This is a genomic window from Mesorhizobium sp. M1142 (assembly GCF_040318565.1).
GTDB lineage: Bacteria > Pseudomonadota > Alphaproteobacteria > Rhizobiales > Rhizobiaceae > Mesorhizobium.
The window spans coordinates 68,280-89,711 of record NZ_JAMYMK010000022.1; the positions used below are offsets into that span (position 1 = coordinate 68,280).

Here is a 21,432-nt window from a genome sequence, read left to right on the forward strand (position 1 = left end):
GGAACCCGAACGCGCTGTTTCCAAATGCCAAATTGCCGCAGGGCAACCCGGCTTTCGGTCGACTGAATCGATTGAACATCCTGTGGGATACACTAGCATTGGTAGAGATGGTGAAAGCCGCATGATCCTGGCAACGTCACGAGAGGCAGCATGACGCGCGCGATGACAACCGAAGCTCCTCCGCCCACGCTCGAAAACCCGGATCCCAAGACGCTCGCCGACGAAGTCTTGCAGGCCCTCAAATACAGGGTCGGCAAGGGCACCAACGTTGCAACCCAGTACGATTGGCTTACCGCCTCAATCAAGGTTGTGCGCGACCGCATCGTCGATCACTGGATGCAGGCAACCCAAGAGGCCTACGCCCAGCAGGAAAAGCGCGTCTATTACCTGTCGCTGGAATTCCTCATCGGCCGCCTGATGCGCGATGCCTTCTCCAATCTCGGCCTGATGGACAATATGCGCGAGGCGCTGTCGTCGCTTGGCGTCGACCTCGACATCATTGCAGCGCTCGAACCGGACGCTGCCCTTGGCAATGGCGGTCTTGGCCGGCTCGCCGCCTGTTTCATGGAAAGCATGGCTACCGTCGATATCCCCGCGCATGGCTACGGCATTCGCTATGCCAACGGCATGTTTCGGCAGGAGATTCATGACGGCTGGCAGGTGGAACTGCCCGAGACATGGCTCGATCACGGCAATCCCTGGGAGTTCGAACGCCGCGAGCGCTCCTTCGAGGTCGGCTTCGGCGGCTCGGTGGAATCGATCACCTCGAAGGACGGCAGGCTCGAGCGCCACGTCTGGAAGCCGACCGAACATGTTCTGGCCGTTGCTTACGATACGCCAGTGGTCGGCTGGCGGGCCAATCGCGTCAATACGCTGCGTCTGTGGTCCGGCATGCCGGTCGACCCGATCCTGCTCGACAAGTTCAACGCCGGCGATCACATCGGCGCGCTCGCCGAAAGCAACAAGGCCGATGCATTGTCGCGCGTCCTTTACCCGGCCGATTCCCACAAGGCCGGCCAGGAGCTGCGACTGAGGCAGGAGTATTTCTTCTCCACCGCCTCGCTGCAGGACATCGTCCAGCGTCATCTTAGCCAGTATGGCGACTTGCAATCGCTGCCCGACAAGGCGGCGATCCATCTCAACGACACCCATCCGGCGATCGCCGTAGCTGAGCTGATGCGCCTGTTGATGGATGTCCACGGCATGGATTTCGACCAGGCCTGGAGCATCACCAAGCGCACCTTCGGCTACACCAACCACACGCTGCTTCCCGAAGCGCTCGAAAGCTGGCCCGTGCCGCTGTTTGAGCGGCTGTTGCCGCGCCACATGCAGATCGTCTACGCCATCAACGCCGAAGTGCTGCTCGAGGCGCGCGCCTCCGACCAGTTCTCGGACGAGCAGATCAGCCGCATCTCGCTGATCCAGGAAAATGGCGATCGCCGCGTGCGCATGGGCAATCTGGCCTTTGTCGGCTCGCACTCGATCAACGGCGTCTCGGCCCTGCACACGGAATTGATGAAGGAGACGGTGTTTGCTGATCTCCACAGGCTCTACCCGGACCGCATCAACAACAAGACCAACGGGATTACACCGCGGCGCTGGCTGATCCAGTGCAATCCCGGCCTCACGACACTCACCCGAGAGGCGATTGGCGACGGTTTCCTCGACGACATCGACGAGATAAAGCGGCTTGATCCTTTCGCCGGGGACGCCGCCTTCCGCGACAAGTTCGCCGCCGTCAAACGGGCGAACAAGACGAGGCTTGCCAATCTTGTTGCCGACCGGCTCGGCATCAAGGTGGACCCCTCGGCGCTGTTCGACATCCAGGTCAAGCGCATCCACGAATATAAGCGCCAGCTCTTGAACATTCTCGAAGCGGTCGCGCTTTACGACCAGATCCGCTCACATCCAGAGCGCGACTGGATGCCCCGCGTCAAATTCTTCGGCGGCAAGGCGGCACCCAGCTATCACAATGCCAAGCTGATCATCAAACTTGCCAACGACGTCGCCCGTGTCATCAACCGCGACCCCGCGGTGCGCGGCTTGCTGAAAGTGGTGTTCGTGCCGAACTACAATGTCAGCCTGGCCGAGATCATGATGCCGGCCGCCGATCTTTCGGAGCAGATATCGACCGCCGGCATGGAAGCCTCCGGCACCGGCAACATGAAGTTCGCGCTGAACGGCGCGCTGACCATCGGCACGCTCGACGGCGCCAATGTCGAGATCAAGGAATGCGTCGGCGACGACAACATCTTCATCTTCGGCCTGACCACAGAGGAAGTCGCCGAGCGGCGCAACAATGGTTACGATCCGCGCGCCGTGATCGAGGGCTCGCCCGAATTGGCGCAGGCCCTGTCGGCGATTTCATCGGGCGTCTTCTCACCTGACGATCCGGACCGTTATCGCGACCTGATCAACGGTCTTTACCAGAGCGACTGGTTCATGGTCGCCGCGGATTTCGATGCCTACGCCGCCACCCAGCGCGACGTCGATGCCGTCTGGCGCAACAGCCCGGACTGGTACGCCAGGGCCATCCGCAATGTCGCCCGCGTCGGCTGGTTCTCGTCCGACCGCACGATCCGCCAATATGCGAAAGACATCTGGCACGTGCCCGCCTGATGTGATTGCATGAGACCAGGAACAATGTGGCCCTAGTGGAGTGATTTGACCTTCGCATCCCTTGGAAGGTCAGGCGGCCTGCGACTGTCGAATTCAAAACTTCACTAGAAACACACACTTGGTGCCCGGGGAGGATCACTGCCTGATGAGCAAGCCGCGCGAGACCGTTGCGACAAGCGGGCCGGACGGACTGGCGCAAACCAGCGATGTCGCGGCGATTGTCGCGGGCACGCACGGCGACCCGTTTGCCGTGCTCGGCGTGCATGAGGCAGGGAAGGGATTTGTCGCCCGTTGCTTCGTTCCTCATGCCGAGTCCGTCACTGCCTACACGCTGACCGGCAAGAAGGCTGGCGAGCTGTCGAGGCGTGACGATCGCGGTTTCTTCGAAGGCAAACTGTCGCTGCGCAAACGCCAGCCGCTGCGCTACCACGCCAGGAACGCCGGCGGTGACTGGTGGCTGACCGATCCATATTCCTTCGGCCCCGTGCTCGGTCCGCTAGACGATTATTACATCGCCGAAGGATCGCATCTCAGGCTGTTCGACAAGCTCGGCGCCCATCTCATAGACCATGAAGGTGCATCGGGCGTACATTTTGCGGTGTGGGCGCCCAATCCAAGGCGCGTCTCGGTGGTCGGCGACTTCAACGAGTGGGACGGCCGCAGGCATACCATGCGCGTCCGCCGCGACACCGGCATCTGGGAGCTGTTCATTCCCGACATCGGCGCTGGCCGCCCTTATAAGTATGAAATCATCGGGCCGGATGGCGTGAGATTGCCGCTCAAAGCCGATCCGTTCGCCTTCAAGTCCGAACTGCGCCCGGCCACCGCCTCCGTGACGGCTTTGCCGCCGGCGCATGAATGGGGTGACGAGGCGCACCGGAACTACTGGCGCAATGCCGACCACAGGCGCGAAGCTGTATCGATCTACGAGGTCCATGCCGGGTCATGGCGGCTTCACGACGACGGCAGCTTTCTGTCTTGGGATGAGCTCGCCGACAGGCTGATCCCTTACGTGGTCGAGACCGGTTTTACCCACATCGAATTCATGCCGATCTCCGAACACCCTTATGACCCGTCCTGGGGCTACCAGACGACGGGTCTTTATGCGCCGACTGCCCGCTTTGGTGATCCGGACGGTTTTGCCCGCTTCGTCGACGGCGCCCACCGTGCAGGCATCGGCGTCATCCTCGACTGGGTGCCGGCGCATTTCCCTGTTGACGAACACGGTCTGGCAAAGTTCGACGGCACCGCGCTCTACGAACATGCCGATCCGCGCAAGGGCTTCCATCCCGACTGGAACACAGCGATCTATAATTTTGGGCGCCGCGAAGTGATTTCGTTCCTGGTCAACAATGCGCTGTTCTGGGCCGAGAAATATCACGTCGACGGACTGCGCGTCGATGCGGTCGCCTCGATGCTTTATCTCGATTATTCGCGCAAGGCCGGCGAATGGATCCCCAACGAGAAGGGCGGGCGCGAAAACCTCGAGGCGGTCAGCTTCCTGCAGCGCATGAACAAGGAAGTCTACGGCCACCATCCGGGCGTGATGACCATCGCGGAGGAATCGACCTCGTGGCCGAAAGTCTCGCAGCCGGTGCATGAAGGCGGGCTGGGCTTCGGCTTCAAGTGGAATATGGGCTTCATGCACGACACTCTGGAGTATTTTTCCAAGGAGCCGATCTTCCGCAAGCATCACCACAACGACATCACCTTCGGCCTGGTCTACGCCTTCAGCGAGAATTTCGTGCTGCCGCTGTCCCATGACGAGGTGGTGCACGGCAAAGGCACGCTGCTCAACAAGATGGCCGGCGACGACTGGCAGAAATTCGCGACGCTGCGCGCCTATTACGCCTTCATGTGGGGTTATCCCGGCAAGAAGCTGTTGTTCATGGGCCAGGAGTTCGCGCAGCGCCGCGAGTGGAGCGAGGCGCGCGCGCTCGACTGGAACCTGCTCGATTTCCGGCTCCACCGCGGCGTCTGGCAGACAGTGCGCGACCTCAACTATCTCTACCGCTCGCGCCCGGCGCTGCATGCCCGCGACTGCGAGCCGGAGGGCTTTTCCTGGCTGATCGTCGACGACAGCGCGAACTCGGTCTTTGCCTGGCTGCGCAGCGCGCCGGGCGGCAACCCGGTCGCCGTCATTTCCAACTTCACGCCGGTGCCGCGCGACAATTACCGCGTGCCGTTGCCGCAGGCCGGAAAATGGCGCGAGATCATCAACACCGACGCCACGGACTATGGCGGTTCCGGCAAGGGCAACAGCGGCGCGGTCGAGGCTCGAGCGGAAGCGGGAGGAGGCATCTCGGCGACGATGCTTTTGCCGCCATTGTCGACGATCATGCTCGAATTCGTCCCGGACTGAGCTATGTCTGGAGCATCTAACCTGGGAGGATAGGAATGGCTGAAATAAAACGAACCCAGCCGCTGGCACGCGACGCCATGGCTTATGTGCTGGCCGGCGGCCGTGGCAGCCGGCTCAAGGAACTGACCGACCGCCGTGCCAAGCCGGCGGTCTATTTTGGCGGCAAGACCCGCATCATCGATTTCGCGCTCTCCAATGCGCTCAATTCCGGTATCCGCCGCCTCGGCGTCGCCACCCAATACAAGGCGCATTCGCTGATCCGCCATCTGCAGCGCGGTTGGAACTTCCTGCGGCCCGAGCGCAACGAGAGCTTCGACATCCTGCCGGCCAGCCAGCGTGTGTCGGAAACGCAATGGTACGAGGGCACCGCCGACGCCGTTTACCAGAACATCGATATCATCGAGGCCTATGGGCCGGAATACATGGTCATCCTGGCCGGCGACCATGTCTACAAGATGGACTACGAAATGATGCTGCGCCAACATGTCGAGGCCGGCGCCGACGTCACCGTCGGCTGCCTCGAAGTGCCACGCATGGAAGCTACCGGCTTCGGCGTCATGCATGTCGATCCCAAGGACACCATCATCTCCTTCATCGAAAAGCCCGCCGATCCGCCGGGCATTCCCGACAAGCCGGATTTTGCGCTGGCCTCGATGGGCATCTATGTGTTCAAGACCAAGTTCCTGATGGAGCAGTTGCGTCGCGATGCGGCAGAGCCCGGCTCGAGCCGCGACTTCGGCAAGGACATCATCCCCTACATCGTCGAGCACGGAAAGGCGATCGCCCATCGCTTCGCCAAATCCTGCGTGCGCTCGACCGCCGAGAACGAGGCCTATTGGCGCGACGTCGGAACGGTCGACGCCTATTGGGAGGCCAATATCGACCTGACCGACATCACGCCGGAACTCGACCTCTACGACCGCGACTGGCCGATCTGGACTTATGCCGAGTTGAAGCCGCCGGCAAAGTTCGTGCATGATGAGGATGGCCGCCGCGGGTCGGCCGTGTCGTCTCTCGTGTCGGGCGATTGCATCGTTTCGGGCGCTTCGCTGAAGCGAAGCCTGATCTTCACCGGCGCGCGCATCAATTCCTATTCGACATTGGAGGAGGTCGTCATGCTGCCGGACGTCCATGTCGGCCGCAACGCCAGGCTGAAGCGCGTAGTCATCGATCACGGCGTCAGGATTCCGGAGGGGCTGGTGGTGGGCGAGGATCCCGTCCTCGACGCCAAGCGTTTCCGCGTTTCGGAAAAAGGCATCTGCCTGGTCACGCAGGACATGATCAACAGGCTGGGATCGTAGTGCATGCAGGTTCTGTCGGTGGCGCCCGAGATCTTTCCGCTGGTCAAGACCGGAGGGCTCGCCGACGTAACCGGCGCCTTGCCCATGGCATTGGCCGGCAAGGGCGTCACCATGCGCACGCTCGTCCCCGGCTACCCGCAGGTGATGGGCGCGTTCAAGAAAAAGAAGGCGGTTCAGCAATATCCGCTGCTGCAGGGCGGCAGGGCGTCGGTGCACGCCGTCCAGATCGCCGGCCTCGACCTGTTCGTGCTCGACGCGCCGCATCTTTTCGACCGCCCGGGCGGTCCATACGGCAACGCGACCGGCGCCGACTGGCCGGACAATTGGCGGCGATTCGCTGCCTTGAGCCAGGTAGGCGGCGACATCGCCGGGGGCTCCATCTCGGGCTACCTGCCCGATATCGTCCATGCCCATGACTGGCAGTCGGCAATGACGCTCGCCTACATGCGCTACGGCAAGGCGGTCGGCACGCCGTCGATGATCACCGTGCACAACCTCGCCTTCCAAGGCCAGTTCGGCGCCAGCATCTTTGGCGAGCTTGGCCTGCCGGCGGCGGCGATGGCGCTCGACGGCGTCGAATATTACGGCGGCGTCGGCTTCCTCAAAGCCGGCCTGCAGGCCGCCTGGGCGATCACCACGGTCAGCCCGACCTATGCGCAGGAAATCCGTTTGCCCGAATTCGGCATGGGCCTCGACGGCCTGATCAACATGCGCTCCGTCGATCTCCATGGCATCGTCAACGGCATCGATACCGAGATATGGAACCCGGAAACCGACAAGCATCTGGTCTCCAACTACACGGCAAAGACGCTTAAGGCACGAATGCCCAACAAGGCCGCGGTCGAGGACCGTTTCAGCCTCGATCGCGATGACAGCCCGATCGTCTGCGTCGTCAGCCGGCTGACCTGGCAAAAGGGCATGGACATATTGGCTGCGGCCGTCGACGGCATCGTCGCGGCAGGTGCACGGCTGGCAATCCTTGGGTCTGGCGACGCTGGGCTGGAAGGCACGTTGCTTGCCGCCGCAGCCCGCCATCGTGGCCGCATCGGCGTGGTCGTCGGCTATGACGAGGGACTCTCCCACACCATGCAGGGCGGCTGCGACGCCATCATCATCCCGTCGCGCTTCGAACCTTGCGGGCTGACGCAGCTTTACGGCCTGCGCTATGGCTGCGTGCCGGTCGTCGCGCGCACCGGCGGCCTTGCCGACACGGTCATCGATGCCAACGAAGCCGCCATCTCTGCCGGCGTGGCGACCGGCTTCCAATTCGCGCCCGCCAATGCCGGCGCCTTGCTGCACGCCGTCCGCCGCCTTGTCGAGGCGCATGCCAATCCCGCGGTGTGGACGTCGATGCAGCGGCAAGGCATGAAGGCCGACGTTTCGTGGGACAAAAGCGCCGAAAAATATGTTCAACTCTATCGCTTGCTGCTTTCGAAAAGGGCTGCCTGACTGATGATCCGCACCGTCGCCACCAAACCCTATCCCGACCAGAAACCCGGCACCTCCGGGCTGCGCAAGAAAGTCCCGGTGTTCCAGCAGGAGCACTATGCCGAGAACTTCATCCAGTCGATCTTCGACGCGCTGGATGGATTCGATGGCAAAACCCTGGTGATCGGCGGCGACGGCCGCTTTTATAACCGCGAGGTCATCCAGAAGGCCATCGCCATGGCCGCGGCAAACGGCTTCGGCAAGGTGATGGTCGGGCAGGGCGGCATCTTGTCGACGCCGGCCGCTTCGCATGTAATCCGCAAATACAAGACCTTCGGCGGCATCATCCTGTCGGCCAGCCACAATCCGGGTGGCCCACATGAGGATTTCGGGATCAAGTACAATGCCGGCAACGGCGGCCCGGCGCCGGAAAAGCTGACCGACGCGATCTTCGAAAAAACCAAGGCGATTTCAAGCTTCAAGATCGCCGATATCGGGCCGGTCGACATCGACACGATCGGCACGATCACGGCGGCTGACATGATCGTCGAAATCATTGATCCGGTTGCCGACTATGCCGATCTGATGGAAAGCCTGTTCGATTTCGAGGCCTTACGGGCGCTGTTCAAATCGGGCTTCCGCATGCGCTTCGATGCCATGCATGCGGTGACCGGCCCCTACGCCAAGGAGATCCTCGAAAACCGGCTCGGCGCGCCGAATGGCACCGCCCGCAATTTCATTCCGCTGCCGGATTTCGGCGGCCACCATCCCGATCCCAATCTGGTGCATGCAAAACACCTCTACGACGAGATGATGGGCCCGGATGCGCCCGACTTTGGCGCTGCCTCTGATGGCGATGGCGACCGCAACCTGATTATCGGCAAGGGCATTTTCATCACCCCGTCGGATTCGCTGGCGATGCTCGCCGCCAACGCCCATCTGGCGCCGGGCTACAAGGCCGGGCTGAAAGGCATAGCCCGTTCAATGCCGACCAGCGGTGCTGCCGACCGCGTCGCCGAAAAGCTCGGCGTCGGCATCTATGAAACGCCGACCGGCTGGAAATTTTTCGGCAATCTGCTCGACGCCGGCATGGCGACGATCTGCGGCGAGGAGAGTGCGGGGACCGGCTCCAACCATGTACGCGAAAAGGACGGCCTGTGGGCGGTGCTTTTGTGGCTCAACATCCTTGCCGTGCGCGGCGAAAGCGCCAAGCAGATCGTCACCCAGCATTGGGCAGCCTACGGCCGTAACTACTATTCGCGGCACGATTACGAGGAGGTCGAGACCGACCGTGCCAATGCGCTCGTCGACGAACTGCGCGCCAAGCTCGGCTCGCTGCCTGGCACCAGCGTGCGCGGCATGACGATCGCCAGCGCCGATGATTTCGCCTATCACGATCCGGTCGACGGCTCGGTCAGCAAGAACCAAGGCATCAGGGTGTTGTTCGAAGGTGGCTCACGCGTCGTCTTCCGCCTGTCCGGTACCGGCACCTCGGGCGCGACACTGCGGCTTTATGTCGAGCGCTACGAGCCGGACACGAACCGCCACGATCTCGACACCCAGGAAGCGCTTGCCGGTCTGATCGCGGCGGCCGACGACATCGCCGGGATTCGCAGCCATACCGGCCGCGCCAAGCCGAGCGTGATTACGTGACTTTGGTTGACAGCCGGCCGTCTGAGTTCGGCCTGCGTTGCGAGGCTCCCCCTTCTCCCCTTGTGGGAGAAGGTGGCCGAGCGAAGCTCGGTCGGATGAGGGGTGTTCCAGCTTGGCGCACACCTTTGCTCAAATCGCCCATGCCTCGTTTCTTCCAGCACCCCTCATCCGTCTCGGCGCTGCGCGCCGATCCACCTTCTCCCACAAGGGGAGAAGGAGACGCCGTATGAGCCAACTCGGCGCAACCATCACCAAAGAAGGCATCCGCTTCGCCGCATGGTCCTCGTCGGCTCGGCGCATCTGGGTCTCGATCTTCGACCAGCGCGGCAACCGCGAAATCGACCGGCTGCAACTCCAGTCGGAAGGCGAGGGCGTGCACGCGCTTTTTGTTGCCGGTCTCGCCGCCGGCAGCCGATACGGGTTCCGCGCCGATGGCGACTACGCGCCGGAGCAGGGCCTTTGGTTCGATCCCGACAAGATGCTGGCCGATCCCTACGCCGTCGAGGTCGACAGGCCTTATGCCTATGACGGCCGGCTGGCCGCGCGGCGGGGCGAGGGGGCCGATACCGCGCCGCTGATGCCGAAGGCGATTGCCGGCGCCTTGCCGGAACCCTGGCCCGCCTTGCCGCCGCTGTTTCGGCCCGGCGGCCTAATCTACGAAGTGCCGGTACGCGCCTTCACAAAGCTGCATAAGGACATCCCCGAGAAACAGCGCGGCACCATTGCAGCTCTCGCTCACCCCCTTGTTGTAGAGCATCTGCAAAAACTCGGTGTTGCAGCCGTTGAGTTGATGCCAGTGACGGCATCGATCGACGAACGGCATTTGCCGCCGCTCGGGCTGCGCAACGCCTGGGGTTATAATCCCGTGACCTTCATGGCGCTCGATCCGCGACTGGCGCCCGGCGGTCTGGCCGAGTTGCGCGGAACGGTCGCCGCGCTGCGCGAGGCCGGCATCGGCACCATTCTCGACCTGGTGTTCAATCACACCGGCGAAAGCGACCGGCTCGGCCCGACATTGTCGCTGCGCGGCCTAGACAGCCGCGCCTACTACCGGCACGAGGCCGACGGCGCTCTGGTCAATGACACCGGAACCGGCAATACGGTGGCCTGCGACCATCCGGTCGTCCGGGACATGGTCCTCGACACGCTTCGCCACTTTGTCCAGCGCGCTGGTGTCGACGGATTCCGCTTCGACCTGGCGCCGATCCTCGGCCGCGGCGACGGCGTTTTCGACGCCGATGCGCCGCTGCTGAACGCCATTCGCAACGACCCTGTTCTTGGCGACCGGGTGCTGATCGCCGAGCCTTGGGATGTCGGACCGGATGGCTATCAGCTCGGCAATTTTCCGCCGCCCTTCCTAGAATGGAACGACAGATACCGTGACGATATCCGCCGCTTCTGGCGCGGCGACGGCGGCATGATCGGTGCGCTGGCGACGCGGCTTGCCGGTTCGTCCGACGTCTTTTCCAAAGCAGGCCAGACAGCGAGCCGAAGCCTCAATTTCATCGCTGCGCATGACGGCATGACGCTGGCCGATATCGTTGCCTACGAGCACAAGCACAACGAGGCCAATGGCGAACAGAACCGCGATGGTCACGATGACAACCTGTCCTGGAACAATGGCGTCGAGGGTCAGACGGATAACCAGTCAATCGTTACGGCCCGTTTCGATGACCAGTGCGCGCTGCTGGCGACGCTCTTTGCCTCGCGCGGCACGATCATGCTGACGGCCGGAGACGAGTTCGGCCGCACGCAGCGCGGCAACAACAACGCTTACGCGCAGGACAATGACATTACCTGGCTCGATTGGTCCGGGCGCGACCGGGCGCTGGAGCGGTACACGGCTCTGCTCGCCAAGATGCGTCGTGCCGCGCCGGCGCTTTCGGACACCAGGTTCCTGACCGGAGAACTGCCGGCCGGCTCGCAAATACCTGACGTCGTCTGGCTGACGGAAACCGGCGTGCCGCTGGATGAAGCAGCCTGGCACGATGCCAGGCGGCACCGGCTGGTCATGGTTCTCGGTAGCGGTGAGAACAGTCGCCTTGCGGTGGTCATCAACGGCGACCGCCGGGCCTGCGTGTTCACGCTGCCGGAACGGGCGGGTTTTCACTGGCGCCCAGCCATCGAAACGGACACTGGCGACATCTCACGGCCGGTGCCTGGGCGAACGGTCATGTTCATGATTGAACACTGGGCCGGGCAGGAGCGCGCAGGGGGAAGCTATGATGGCTGACAATGCCGAATGGTGGCGCGGCTGCGTCATCTACCAGATTTACCCGCGCTCCTTCCAGGACACGACAGGCGACGGCAGCGGCGATCTCAGCGGCATCACCTCGAGGCTGGCCCATGTCGCATCGCTCGGGGTCGACGCAGTCTGGCTGTCGCCTTTCTTCAAGTCGCCAATGGCCGATATGGGTTACGACGTTTCGGATTACTGCGCCGTCGATCCGATGTTCGGCACATCAGAGGACTTCGACGCGCTGGTTGCCGAGGCACACCGGCTCGGCCTGAAGGTGATCATCGACCAGGTCCTGTCGCACTCATCGGATCGGCACGAATGGTTCGTCGAAAGCCGCACGAGCCGCGACAACCCCAAGGCCGACTGGTACGTCTGGGCCGATGCGAAGCCCGACGGCACCGCCCCCAACAACTGGCTGTCGCTTTTCGGCGGCCCGGCCTGGGAATGGGACGCAACGCGCAGGCAATATTACCTGCACAATTTCCTCGCCTCGCAGCCGGACCTGAATTTCCACAACCCGCAGGTGCAGGACGCCTTGCTGGAAACGGTGCGGTTCTGGCTCGAGCGCGGCGTCGACGGTTTCCGGCTGGATACGGTCAACTATTACGTCCACGACCGCTGGCTGCGCAGCAACCCGCCTTTGGCGGAAAGCGTCGCCGGCTCCAATACGGCAACCAGCCCCTATCTCTATCAGGAGCATCTGTTCGACAAGAGCCAGCCGGAAAACCTTACTTTTCTCAAGCGCTTCCGGGCCTTGCTTGACGAGTATGAAGGTCGCGTCGCTGTCGGCGAGATTGGCGACGAAACTCGTTCCTTGCAGACACTCGCCGCCTATACCGGCGGTGGCGACAAGCTCCAAATGTCCTACACGTTCGATCTGCTCGGCCCGCAATTCTCGGCGTCGCATGTGCGTGGCTGTGTCGAGGCCTTCGAGAGTAAGGTGTTCGACGGCTGGGTTTGCTGGGCGTTCTCCAACCACGATGTCGTGCGCCATGTCAGTCGATGGACAAGGCCGGGCGGCGATCCGGACAGGGTGGCGAAATTCTCGATCGTGCTGCTTTCCTGCTTGCGCGGATCGATCTGCCTTTACCAGGGCGAAGAACTCGGGCTGGAGGAGGCCGAACTGGCGTTCGAGGATTTGCGCGATCCCTTCGGCATCCGCTTCTGGCCGGCAATCAAGGGGCGGGACGGGTGCCGAACGCCGATGGTCTGGGAGGCTGTCGCCGACAATGCCGGCTTTTCAACCGGCAAGCCGTGGCTTCCGGTCCCGGCAAGCCATCGCGCCCGGGCGGTCGACGTCCAGAATGGCGAGCAAACCTCCGTCCTGGCGAGCTACCGGGCGATGCTGGCCTTGCGCAAGCAGCATCCGGCGCTGGTTCGAGGCTCGATCCGGTTCCTCGATGCCGAAGGCGACGTCCTTGCTTTCATTCGCGAAGGCGGTGACGAAAAGCTGCTGTGTGTCCTCAATTTCGCCAACGAGCCGGCCGGCTGGCAATTGCCGCCGGATCTGGAAGCGATTGAGCCGATAGATCTTGGCAGTACTACCGGCGTCTTGCAGGAAGGAACTCTGTCGCTGCCGCCGCTAGGCTGCTTTCTCGGCCGGATCGGCTGATCTCCATCTCATTGAACGAGTACGGAGCGCCCGCAAGTCGCGCCGACAACCCGCACATCGGCCTCGCCGACATGCACGCCGACAGCCGCAAGCACGTTGTAGACCAGTGCGTCGACCGGCGCCGTCACGCCGTTCAGAACCGTTACCACCGCCGGCTTAACCGTTCCGAGCAGGGCCGTCACGTCCAGCCCGAGGCCCAGTGCATTGACGGAGAGCGAGAGGCCGCTGACCAGCGATGTCGTGAGTGATTGCGTCAGGTTTTTTGTGGCGACAGTTTTTATCGTCTTGTTGGCGATATCGGTGCTGTCGAAGGTCAATGTGGTCGGATCGTTGTTGGTGATGGCAAGTGATGAAGAACCCTTCACATCGAGCAGATTGAGGGTAAGCAGCAGAAGCTTCACGCTTACCTGGGCAATCGTGGTGTCGGAGAACGATTGCGGATTGCTGAAATCGGCGAAGGCCGATGGATTGTTGTCGGCGTCGCTGGCGGCAAGGTGCAGCGAGGCCACGCCTGGCTGCGCGGCGATCGAGACCTTGATGCTGTCCGGCCGGCCCGTCGGGCAGCTGATGTCAGTCAGCTTGGCTTCCGCATAGGCGACTTCGACATGCAGAGGCAGATTGACGGACAGCAGACTGATGCCGCCGCCGAGATTGGAATTGCCGATGCCGACTGTGGTGACCAGCTTGATTCGTGTCTGCGCGGTGCGCACCACGGTGCCTTTTTCACCTACGGCCAGCCAGGGTGAATATTGCAACGGTTCACCGATGGCGATGGCGAGCGTAGTGGAGGTAAGTCCCGGAATAGTGGCGCCGAGATCGACCTGGACCTGGTTTGAGCCATTGGCCAGCGAGGCGGCGGCACCCAGCATGCCCATCGCGCTTGCGTCGACGGAAAAGCCGGGAGACTTTTGTCCGAGGCCGAGCTTACCGATCGGGCCAAGATCGATAAGATGACTGAGGGGTATCTTGACCGTGTTCGTGGCCCTTGACGCGATCGTCTGCAGCACAAGTTTGCTGGCGCTGCCCGACCCGGACGCATTGGCCATGGCGGTCGCGATCTGGCCTACCGTCGCTTTTGACGCCAGCACGTCGGAATAGCTGACACCTGTCAGTTGCAACTGCACGGCAAGGGCATCGACGAACGAAAGCACGTTGACGTCGGCCGAGATCAGCGCGTTGTAGTCCATGACGCTGAGCGAGATGTTGCCGCCCAGCAACTTGCTTAGAAGCGCGTTAAGGATGCCGCCATTGACGCTGAGGAGCCTTGACCCGACCGAGAACATCGCTTGCGGGGTCACGCTGGCAATGGCTTCGGTGCCGATAACCGGAGTAGGGATGAGCGAACTGGCGAAATACCGGGCGGGGATTTTGTGCAGGGTGACGCGAACGGCGTTGTACGGCGTTTTACCGGCTTCGAAGCGCTTGTCGACACCAACGGAGGAAGCCGCTGAGTATCGACCGCCGGTGACGGACACGACGGTTTTCCCAGCCGTGGGGACGATTGTCTGACCTGGCTTTTGAACAATGATGCCGGGCATTCGGTTGTCACTGAGCGTGGTTACTGCCGCGGCTTCCATATTGTTGATGTTCGACGCCGCGGTGATCGCCGCCAGATCCGTCATCGCCTGGGCTTCCCTGCGCTCCGTGTAGATCGAACCTTCGTCGACGGCGAAGGCCGCAAGCCCCAGGGCGAATGGCGCTATGAGCGCGGTCATGACGGCAAAGTTCGCCTTCTCGTCGCCAACCATCGAGCGAGCGATCCGGCCGATGCCCCTCAGCAAGAACTGCGACATTCAAATGCCTCCAATCCTGATGGTCGACCTGCGTGAGATCGTGGTTTGCGGCATCGCAAGGCTTGGTAACAGGTTCCAGATCGGCAGGTTGCTGGCATCGTACTGGATCGACACGACGAACTGATTTCCGTCGGCCGTGCTGTCCGTCGCCTGATAGGTCAGCTTGCCGGAATCGACGAACGGGTATCCACTGGCATTGTTTTTGACGAAACTCGCCACCAGCGCCTGGCGCTCGGTTTGGTTCAATCCGGCAATCGCAGTGCGGGCGGCATCGGCGGCGATCTGCTGTAAGGAGTTGCTTGCACCAAAATAGATACCATATGCAACCATTCCGAGCAGGAGCAGGATGAAGACCGGTGAAAGCAGGGCAAATTCGATCGCGGAAGTTCCGGACTCATCTCCAATTTTGCGTAGATTTGTCCTTATTCGACACGTGTTTTTTGCCGCTAATGAGACAGCTTTACTGTCTGTCTTATCCATTGCCCTTGTCCACGGAACTTAAGAGGGATGTGCCGAACCCGTCCAAATATGTAACCCGTGGTTGACTAAGAACCAATTAAGACATTCCCGCAAACTGAAATGATCCGCCAGATTATCTCCCACGCACGGGCGTTTTCTGGGCGATGAAACGCAGCCAAGCCCATGGTTCGATCATTGATTGGCCGTTCGCAAGGCGACTATCCCGGCGCCTTACTTTGGGTGACCCCGAGAGACTGTTGAAATAAAAAATCTCCACGTTACTGTTTGGCCACCAGCTGCCGGAAAGGGAACCGGCTGCGCGCTCGAAAGGAACCAGCCAATCGGTTTCGGGGCGTCAACGCTTAGAGACGTGGCTGAAGGGCGACGTCATTAGGGAGAACTCCATGTTGAAACATGTGCTGAAGGCGACGGTACTCGCCACGACTATGGCCTTGGCCGCCGGTACGTTCTACACGCCGGCTTTCGCCGAGACCGTCTACAACCGCGGAGCCGCCGCCGAAGCGGAGACGCTCGATCCACACAAGACCTCGACGGTCTACGAAGCCGATATCATACGCGACCTGTTCCAGGGCCTCGTCATGCATGACCAGAAGACGAACCTCATTCCGGGTGCCGCCGAAAGCTGGACGGTCTCCGACGACGGCACTGTCTACACCTTCAAGCTGCGCAAGGACGGCCTCTGGTCGGATGGCAGCCCGGTGACGGCGGACGACTTCGTTTATTCGTTCCGTCGGCTGGAAGATCCGGCCACCGCTGCCGAATACGCTTCCATGCTCTATCCCGTGAAGGGTGCCGAGGAAGTCAACACCAAGAAGGGCAAGCCGGAGGATATGGGCGTCAAGGCGATTGACGCAAATACTCTCGAAGTCACGCTCAAGGCGCCAACGCCTTACTTCCTGGAGATGCTGACCCATCAGGCGACCTATCCGGTTAACAAGGCGTCCATCGAAAAGCTTGGCGCCGACTGGATCAAGGCAGGCAAGCTGGTCTCCAACGGGGCCTTTACAGCGGCGGAGTGGATTCCCAACGACCATCTGAAGCTGGTCAAGAATCCGAAATTCTGGGACGCCGCGAGCGTCAAGTTCGACGTGGTCAACTACATCCCGACCGAGGATCGCTCGTCTGCGATGAAGCGGTTCGAGGCCGGCGAACTCGACAGTTACGGTGACCTGCCGACCGAACAACTCGCCGATCTCAAGGCCAAATTCGGCGACCAGGTCCGCGTCGGGCCATATCTCGGCATCTACTATTATGCTATCAAGACCGACAAGGCGCCGTGGGACAATGTCGAACTGCGCAACGCCATCTCTATGGCGATCGATCGCGACTTCCTGGCCGAAAAAGTCTGGCAGAATTCGATGCTGCCCGGCTATTCGATGGTACCTCCGGGCATCGAAGGCTACACGCCGGCACTGGCAAAATACGCCGACATGCCGCAGATCGACCGCGAAGATGAAGCCAAGAAAATCCTGGAGAAGCTCGGCTATACGCCCGAGCATCCGCTGAAGATGCAGATCCGCTACAACACTTCGGAGAACCACAAGAACACCGCTGTCGCCATCCAGGAACAGCTGAAGCCGCTCGGCGTCGAGGTCACGCTGCTCAACACCGACACCAAGACCCACTACTCCTTCCTCGAGCAAAAGGGTGACTATGACGTGGCGCGTGCCGCCTGGATCGCCGACTACAAGGATCCGGAGACCTTTCTCGGCATCTCTCGCAAGGCCAGCGGCAACAACTATTCGGTTTACAACAGTCCGAAATTCGAGGCAGCCATGGACGAGGCGGCCGCCGCGGGCGGCAAGCCCGAAGAGCGTATGAAGAAACTCGCCGAAGCCGAGCGCATCCTCGTCGACGACGTCGGCGAGATCCCGCTTCTCTACTACAGCTACCACGATATCGTTTCCTCGAAGCTGCATGGCTTCGACGACAATGTGATGGACATCCATCCGTCCCGCTTCATCAGCAAGGACTGATCCCTTAGCTGGGCCGCCGCGCAACTCAATGCGCGGCGGCGCTGGTTTGCCATCGCATCGGCCCGGGAACCGGAATAGATTTTCGGCAATGTCGGTGCGAAGATTGAAGGCTAGAGCGCAATCGTCCAGCTGGACGCGCGCTCTGGATCAAGCGGGGCACCGATGCTGCGTTACGTATTCCGGCGGCTTCTGACCGCCATTCCGACGCTGTTCGTCATCGTGACCATAGCGTTCTTCCTGATACGTGTCGCGCCGGGCGGCCCGTTCAACCAGGAGCGGGGTCTGAGCCCCGAGATCAGCGCCAATCTCGAAGCCCAGTTCGGCCTCAATGATCCGCTCTGGTTGCAGTACGTCCACTATCTGGGCAATCTTCTGCGCGGCAATTTCGGTCCCAGCTACAATATGCCGGATTTCACCGTCGGCGAGTTGTTCAGGGAGGGCCTGCCGATCTCGATCCAACTCGGCGCTTCGGCACTCGTTCTGGCGCTGCTCCTCGGCAGCGTGCTCGGCACTGTTGCGGCGCTCAACCAGAATAAGCTTGCCGACTATTCGGTGATCGCGCTGGCGACCGCCGGCAGCACCATACCGACCTTTGTCATCGCCCCGGTAATCCAGCTTGTATTCGGATTGACGTGGAAGCTGCTGCCGATCGGTGGCTGGGGCGATGGAGCCCTCATCAACAAGGTCGGCCCGGTGCTGACGCTCGCTCTGCCGCAGATCGCCATCGTTGCCCGCCTGATGCGCGGCTCGATGATCGAATCGCTGCACTCGCATCACATCCGTACCGCGCGCGCTCTCGGCCTGTCCGACTGGTCAGTCGTCGTCAAGCATGCGCTGCGCGGCGCCATCCTGCCGATCGTCTCCTTTACCGGTCCGGCAGCTGCAGCCCTTCTCACCGGCTCGATCATCGTCGAGACCATCTTCTCTATACCGGGCATCGGCCGCCATTTTGTCGTTGCCGCGCTCAACCGCGACTACACTCTGGTTATGGGGACGGTGGTGGTCATCGCGCTCTTCACCATTGTCTTCAACCTGATCGTCGACGTCCTCTATGGTGTCGTCGATCCGAGGGTGCGCTATGACTGATATCGCAGTTGCCGCACCGGTCGTCGGCCGATCCCTGTGGGGTGACGCCTGGGCGCGCCTCAAGGCCAATCGCGCGGCCATGTTCAGTCTGTATTATCTTGCCTTCATCACCGTCATCAGTGTGTTTGGGCCCTATTTCGTGCCGCACCAGTATACCACCATCTATGCCGACTATGTGCGCACGCCGCCGAGCTTCTCCGCCTATCCGCAGGCCGACATGATCGAAGGCGCTCTCGATGAGGCGATCAGGCGTATGCGCGTCGACATTAAGGATTGGCGGCAGGTGGGCAGCCGTGTGTTCGTTACCGTCAGATCGTCCAAGCCGATCGACGACCGCAACATTCGCTACCTTGATCGTTCCGATACCTTTGATGACACAAAGATCGAGAGCAAATCGCCGGATGGTCTCGAAATGGTGATGAGTGCCTCGATCAAGCAGCAATATTTCCTGTTCGGTACCGACAACACCGGCCGCGATCTGCTGTCGCGAACGCTGATGGCCGGGCGCATATCGCTGGCCATCGGATTGCTTGCCGGCATTGTGGCCGTGGTCATCGGCGTGCTCTACGGCGCCACCGCAGGCCTTGCCGGCGGCAGGGTCGACGAGGTGATGATGCGTGTCGTCGACGTGCTCTATTCTTTGCCGTTCATCTTCTTCGTCATCATGCTGGTGGTGTTTTTCGGCAGGAACTTCGTGCTAATGTTCCTGGCCGTCGGCGCGGTGCTGTGGCTCGACATGGCGCGCATCGTGCGCGGACAGGCGCTGTCGATCCGCCGGCAGGAATATGTCCAGGCGGCGGAGGCGATGGGCGTCGGACAGCGTGGCATTTTGCTGCGCCACGTCATCCCCAATTTGCTCGGGCCGGTGGTGATCTACATGACGCTGCTGGTGCCGCAGGTCATCATCCTGGAAAGCTTCCTGTCGTTCCTCGGGCTCGGCGTCCAGGAGCCGATGACAAGCTGGGGCGTGCTGATCTCGGTCGGCGCCCAGAACATCGGCTCGGCCAACTGGCTGCTTTTGTTCCCGGCATTCTTTCTCGTCTCGACGTTGTTCGCGTTGAATTTCGTCGGCGACGGCCTGCGTGACGCGCTCGACCCGAAGGATCGTTGAGAGATGGCTGCTTCCGAAACCATCCTCAGCGTCAAGGACCTTCGGGTCCGCTTCCGCACCCTCGACGGTGTGGTGGAGGCGGTGAAGGGCATCAATATCCACGTCAAATCAGGCGAGACCGTCGCCGTCGTCGGCGAATCCGGTTCCGGCAAGAGCCAGACGATGATGGCCGCGATGAGCCTGCTCGCCTCGAACGGCGAGGCCACCGGCACAGTCGATTATCGCGGCCGCAATCTTTTGACCTTGAGCAAGCCCGAGCTCAACAAGATCCGTGGCCGCAAGATCAGCATGATCTTCCAGGAGCCGATGACTTCGCTCGACCCGCTCTATTCGATCGGCAACCAGTTGATCGAGCCGATCCGCAAGCATCGCGGGCTGGGCGCCGCGGCGGCGCGCGAGGAGGCGCTCAAGCTGCTGCGGCTGGTCCATATTCCCGATCCGGAGCGGCGGATGAAATCCTATCCGCACGAGTTGTCGGGCGGTCAGCGCCAACGCGTCATGATCGCCATGGCGCTGGCCAACGACCCCGACATTCTGATCGCCGACGAGCCGACGACCGCGCTCGACGTCACCATCCAGGCACAGATCCTCATGCTGCTCGCCGAATTGCAGCGCAAGCTCGGCATGGCGATCGTCTTCATCACCCACGATCTCGGCATCGTCCGGCGCTTTGCCGATCGGGTCTATGTGATGCGCTATGGCGAGGTGGTCGAGGAGGGCGATGCGGAAGCGATCTTCGCCAACCCGCAGCACGCCTACACCAAGATGCTGCTGGCCGCCGAACCGACCGGCACCAAGGCGCCGCCGCCTCCGAATGCCCCTGTCCTGCTTGAAGGCAGGAACGTCGAGGTGACCTTCAAGATCGGCGGCGGATTTCTTGGCGGCGAGCCGCTGCTGCTGCGCGCCGTCGATCGCATTTCGATACGGTTGAAGCGCAACCAGACGATCGGCATCGTCGGCGAATCCGGCTCGGGAAAATCGACGCTCGGCCGCGCCTTGCTGCGGCTCCTGCCCAGCGACGGCATCATCCGGCTTGGCGACCGCGACATTTCCCACGCCGATCGCCAGGCAATGCGGCCGCTGCGGCGCGAATTACAGCTGGTCTTCCAGGATCCATTCGGCTCGCTGTCGCCACGCATGACCGTCGGCCAGATAATCACTGAGGGGCTGCTGGTCCACGAGCCCAATCTGTCGGGCAGGCAGCGCGATCTCCGCGCGGTCGACGCCTTGCTCGAAGTCGGGCTCGACCCGAACACGCGCAACCGCTATCCGCACGAATTCTCCGGCGGCCAGCGGCAGCGCATCGCCATTGCGCGCGCCATGATACTCAAGCCTAAAGTGGTGGTGCTGGACGAGCCGACCTCGGCGCTGGACCGCTCCGTGCAGAAGCAGATCGTCGAATTGCTGCGCAAGCTGCAGGCCGACCACGAGCTGTCCTATCTGTTCATCAGCCACGACCTCGCCGTCGTGCGCGCCATGGCCGACTACATCATCGTCATGAAACAGGGCAAGATCGTCGAGGAGGGACCGGCCGAGGCGATCTTCAGCAATCCGCAGGCAACCTACACACAGACACTGATGGCCGCGGCCATCGATGTCACGCGATTTCGCCTGAGCGCATAGCGCGATTGGTCAGAACTGCGGCGGATGGTGGCTGTGTCGGGAACAAAAACAGCTGCACCGACTGTGAGCGGCCCGAGACATAGGTGACGATTTGTACCGGACACATAGGTAACACTTTTCGGTTTTTGCCGGGAGGTGTTGATGCCGTG

At 61.8% G+C, this 21,432-nt stretch carries 13 protein-coding genes; 11 read left to right on the plus strand and 2 right to left on the minus strand.

The annotated features are described in order from the left end of the window. Positions 1–150 precede the first annotated feature (150 nt). The 7 genes from NKH42_RS26790 to bglA all read left to right on the plus strand — a co-directional run bounded on the left by NKH42_RS26790 (position 151) and on the right by bglA (position 13,214). On the plus strand, positions 151–2,619 hold the full coding sequence (locus NKH42_RS26790; RefSeq protein ID WP_352647149.1) for a glycogen/starch/alpha-glucan phosphorylase: 2,469 nt from the start codon (positions 151–153) through the stop codon (positions 2,617–2,619). Between the two features lie 145 nt (positions 2,620–2,764). Next, on the plus strand, positions 2,765–4,981 hold the full coding sequence (gene glgB / locus NKH42_RS26795) for a 1,4-alpha-glucan branching protein GlgB (protein WP_352752381.1): 2,217 nt from the start codon (positions 2,765–2,767) through the stop codon (positions 4,979–4,981). Between the two features lie 35 nt (positions 4,982–5,016). Then, positions 5,017–6,282 carry a glucose-1-phosphate adenylyltransferase gene (glgC, locus tag NKH42_RS26800; RefSeq protein ID WP_254819896.1) on the plus strand — a complete coding sequence of 422 codons (1,266 nt, stop codon included), beginning with the start codon at positions 5,017–5,019 and terminating at the stop codon, positions 6,280–6,282. Positions 6,283–6,285: 3 nt separating this feature from the next. Further along, the gene (gene glgA, locus NKH42_RS26805) at positions 6,286–7,731 is read left to right on the plus strand and encodes a glycogen synthase GlgA (protein ID WP_352687675.1); all 1,446 of its coding nucleotides are present in this window, start codon (positions 6,286–6,288) and stop codon (positions 7,729–7,731) included. A 3-nt stretch (positions 7,732–7,734) separates the two neighbouring features. Then, a complete protein-coding gene (locus NKH42_RS26810; protein WP_352687673.1) occupies positions 7,735–9,363 on the plus strand; it encodes an alpha-D-glucose phosphate-specific phosphoglucomutase in 1,629 nt (542 codons plus the stop codon). A gap of 226 nt (positions 9,364–9,589) precedes the next feature. Then, positions 9,590–11,596, plus strand: coding sequence for a glycogen debranching protein GlgX (gene glgX / locus NKH42_RS26815; RefSeq protein WP_352705720.1), 2,007 nt, complete (start codon positions 9,590–9,592; stop codon positions 11,594–11,596). Continuing rightward, complete coding sequence (gene bglA, locus NKH42_RS26820) at positions 11,586–13,214, plus strand: beta-galactosidase BglA (protein ID WP_352705719.1); 1,629 nt, start codon at positions 11,586–11,588, stop codon at positions 13,212–13,214. The genes glgX and bglA overlap by 11 nt, the downstream gene beginning before the upstream one ends. 8 nt (positions 13,215–13,222) lie before the next feature. On the opposite strand, the gene NKH42_RS26825 is transcribed toward bglA, so the two are convergent. Together NKH42_RS26825 and NKH42_RS26830 are read right to left on the minus strand one after the other, a co-directional pair. Further along, positions 13,223–14,962 (minus strand): pilus assembly protein TadG-related protein, encoded by a 1,740-nt coding sequence (locus NKH42_RS26825; RefSeq protein WP_352705817.1) that lies wholly within the window; start codon positions 14,960–14,962, stop codon positions 13,223–13,225. 45 nt (positions 14,963–15,007) lie between these two features. Further along, on the minus strand, positions 15,008–15,487 hold the full coding sequence (locus NKH42_RS26830; protein WP_352479491.1) for a TadE/TadG family type IV pilus assembly protein: 480 nt from the start codon (positions 15,485–15,487) through the stop codon (positions 15,008–15,010). A 383-nt stretch (positions 15,488–15,870) separates the two neighbouring features. On the opposite strand from NKH42_RS26830, the gene NKH42_RS26835 reads away from it, so the two are divergent. The 4 genes from NKH42_RS26835 to NKH42_RS26850 all read left to right on the plus strand — a co-directional run bounded on the left by NKH42_RS26835 (position 15,871) and on the right by NKH42_RS26850 (position 21,283). Continuing rightward, entirely contained in the window at positions 15,871–17,463 is a 1,593-nt protein-coding gene (locus tag NKH42_RS26835) for a peptide ABC transporter substrate-binding protein (protein ID WP_352479492.1), read from the plus strand. Between the two features lie 162 nt (positions 17,464–17,625). Beyond that, positions 17,626–18,549, plus strand: coding sequence for an ABC transporter permease subunit (locus NKH42_RS26840; protein WP_352752377.1), 924 nt, complete (start codon positions 17,626–17,628; stop codon positions 18,547–18,549). Next, complete coding sequence (locus tag NKH42_RS26845) at positions 18,542–19,660, plus strand: ABC transporter permease (RefSeq protein WP_352752375.1); 1,119 nt, start codon at positions 18,542–18,544, stop codon at positions 19,658–19,660. Before NKH42_RS26840 ends, NKH42_RS26845 begins: the two co-directional genes overlap by 8 nt. A 3-nt stretch (positions 19,661–19,663) precedes the next feature. After that, on the plus strand, positions 19,664–21,283 hold the full coding sequence (locus NKH42_RS26850) for an ABC transporter ATP-binding protein (RefSeq protein ID WP_352647163.1): 1,620 nt from the start codon (positions 19,664–19,666) through the stop codon (positions 21,281–21,283). Positions 21,284–21,432: the final 149 nt, after the last annotated feature.

Bases quoted from the DNA above. Each gene is read 5' to 3' on its own strand.
- NKH42_RS26845 (WP_352752375.1), top strand. From the start codon at position 18,542: ATGACTGATATCGCAGTTGCCGCACCGGTCGTCGGCCGATCCCTGTGG.
- NKH42_RS26810 (WP_352687673.1), top strand. From the start codon at position 7,735: ATGATCCGCACCGTCGCCACCAAACCCTATCCCGACCAGAAACCCGGC.
- glgC (WP_254819896.1), top strand. From the start codon at position 5,017: ATGGCTGAAATAAAACGAACCCAGCCGCTGGCACGCGACGCCATGGCT.
- NKH42_RS26840 (WP_352752377.1), top strand. From the start codon at position 17,626: ATGCTGCGTTACGTATTCCGGCGGCTTCTGACCGCCATTCCGACGCTG.
- NKH42_RS26825 (WP_352705817.1), bottom strand. From the start codon at position 14,962: ATGGTTGGCGACGAGAAGGCGAACTTTGCCGTCATGACCGCGCTCATA.
- glgA (WP_352687675.1), top strand. From the start codon at position 6,286: ATGCAGGTTCTGTCGGTGGCGCCCGAGATCTTTCCGCTGGTCAAGACC.
- glgB (WP_352752381.1), top strand. From the start codon at position 2,765: ATGAGCAAGCCGCGCGAGACCGTTGCGACAAGCGGGCCGGACGGACTG.
- NKH42_RS26850 (WP_352647163.1), top strand. From the start codon at position 19,664: ATGGCTGCTTCCGAAACCATCCTCAGCGTCAAGGACCTTCGGGTCCGC.
- NKH42_RS26835 (WP_352479492.1), top strand. From the start codon at position 15,871: ATGTTGAAACATGTGCTGAAGGCGACGGTACTCGCCACGACTATGGCC.
- NKH42_RS26790 (WP_352647149.1), top strand. From the start codon at position 151: ATGACGCGCGCGATGACAACCGAAGCTCCTCCGCCCACGCTCGAAAAC.
- glgX (WP_352705720.1), top strand. From the start codon at position 9,590: ATGAGCCAACTCGGCGCAACCATCACCAAAGAAGGCATCCGCTTCGCC.
- NKH42_RS26830 (WP_352479491.1), bottom strand. From the start codon at position 15,487: ATGGATAAGACAGACAGTAAAGCTGTCTCATTAGCGGCAAAAAACACG.
- bglA (WP_352705719.1), top strand. From the start codon at position 11,586: ATGATGGCTGACAATGCCGAATGGTGGCGCGGCTGCGTCATCTACCAG.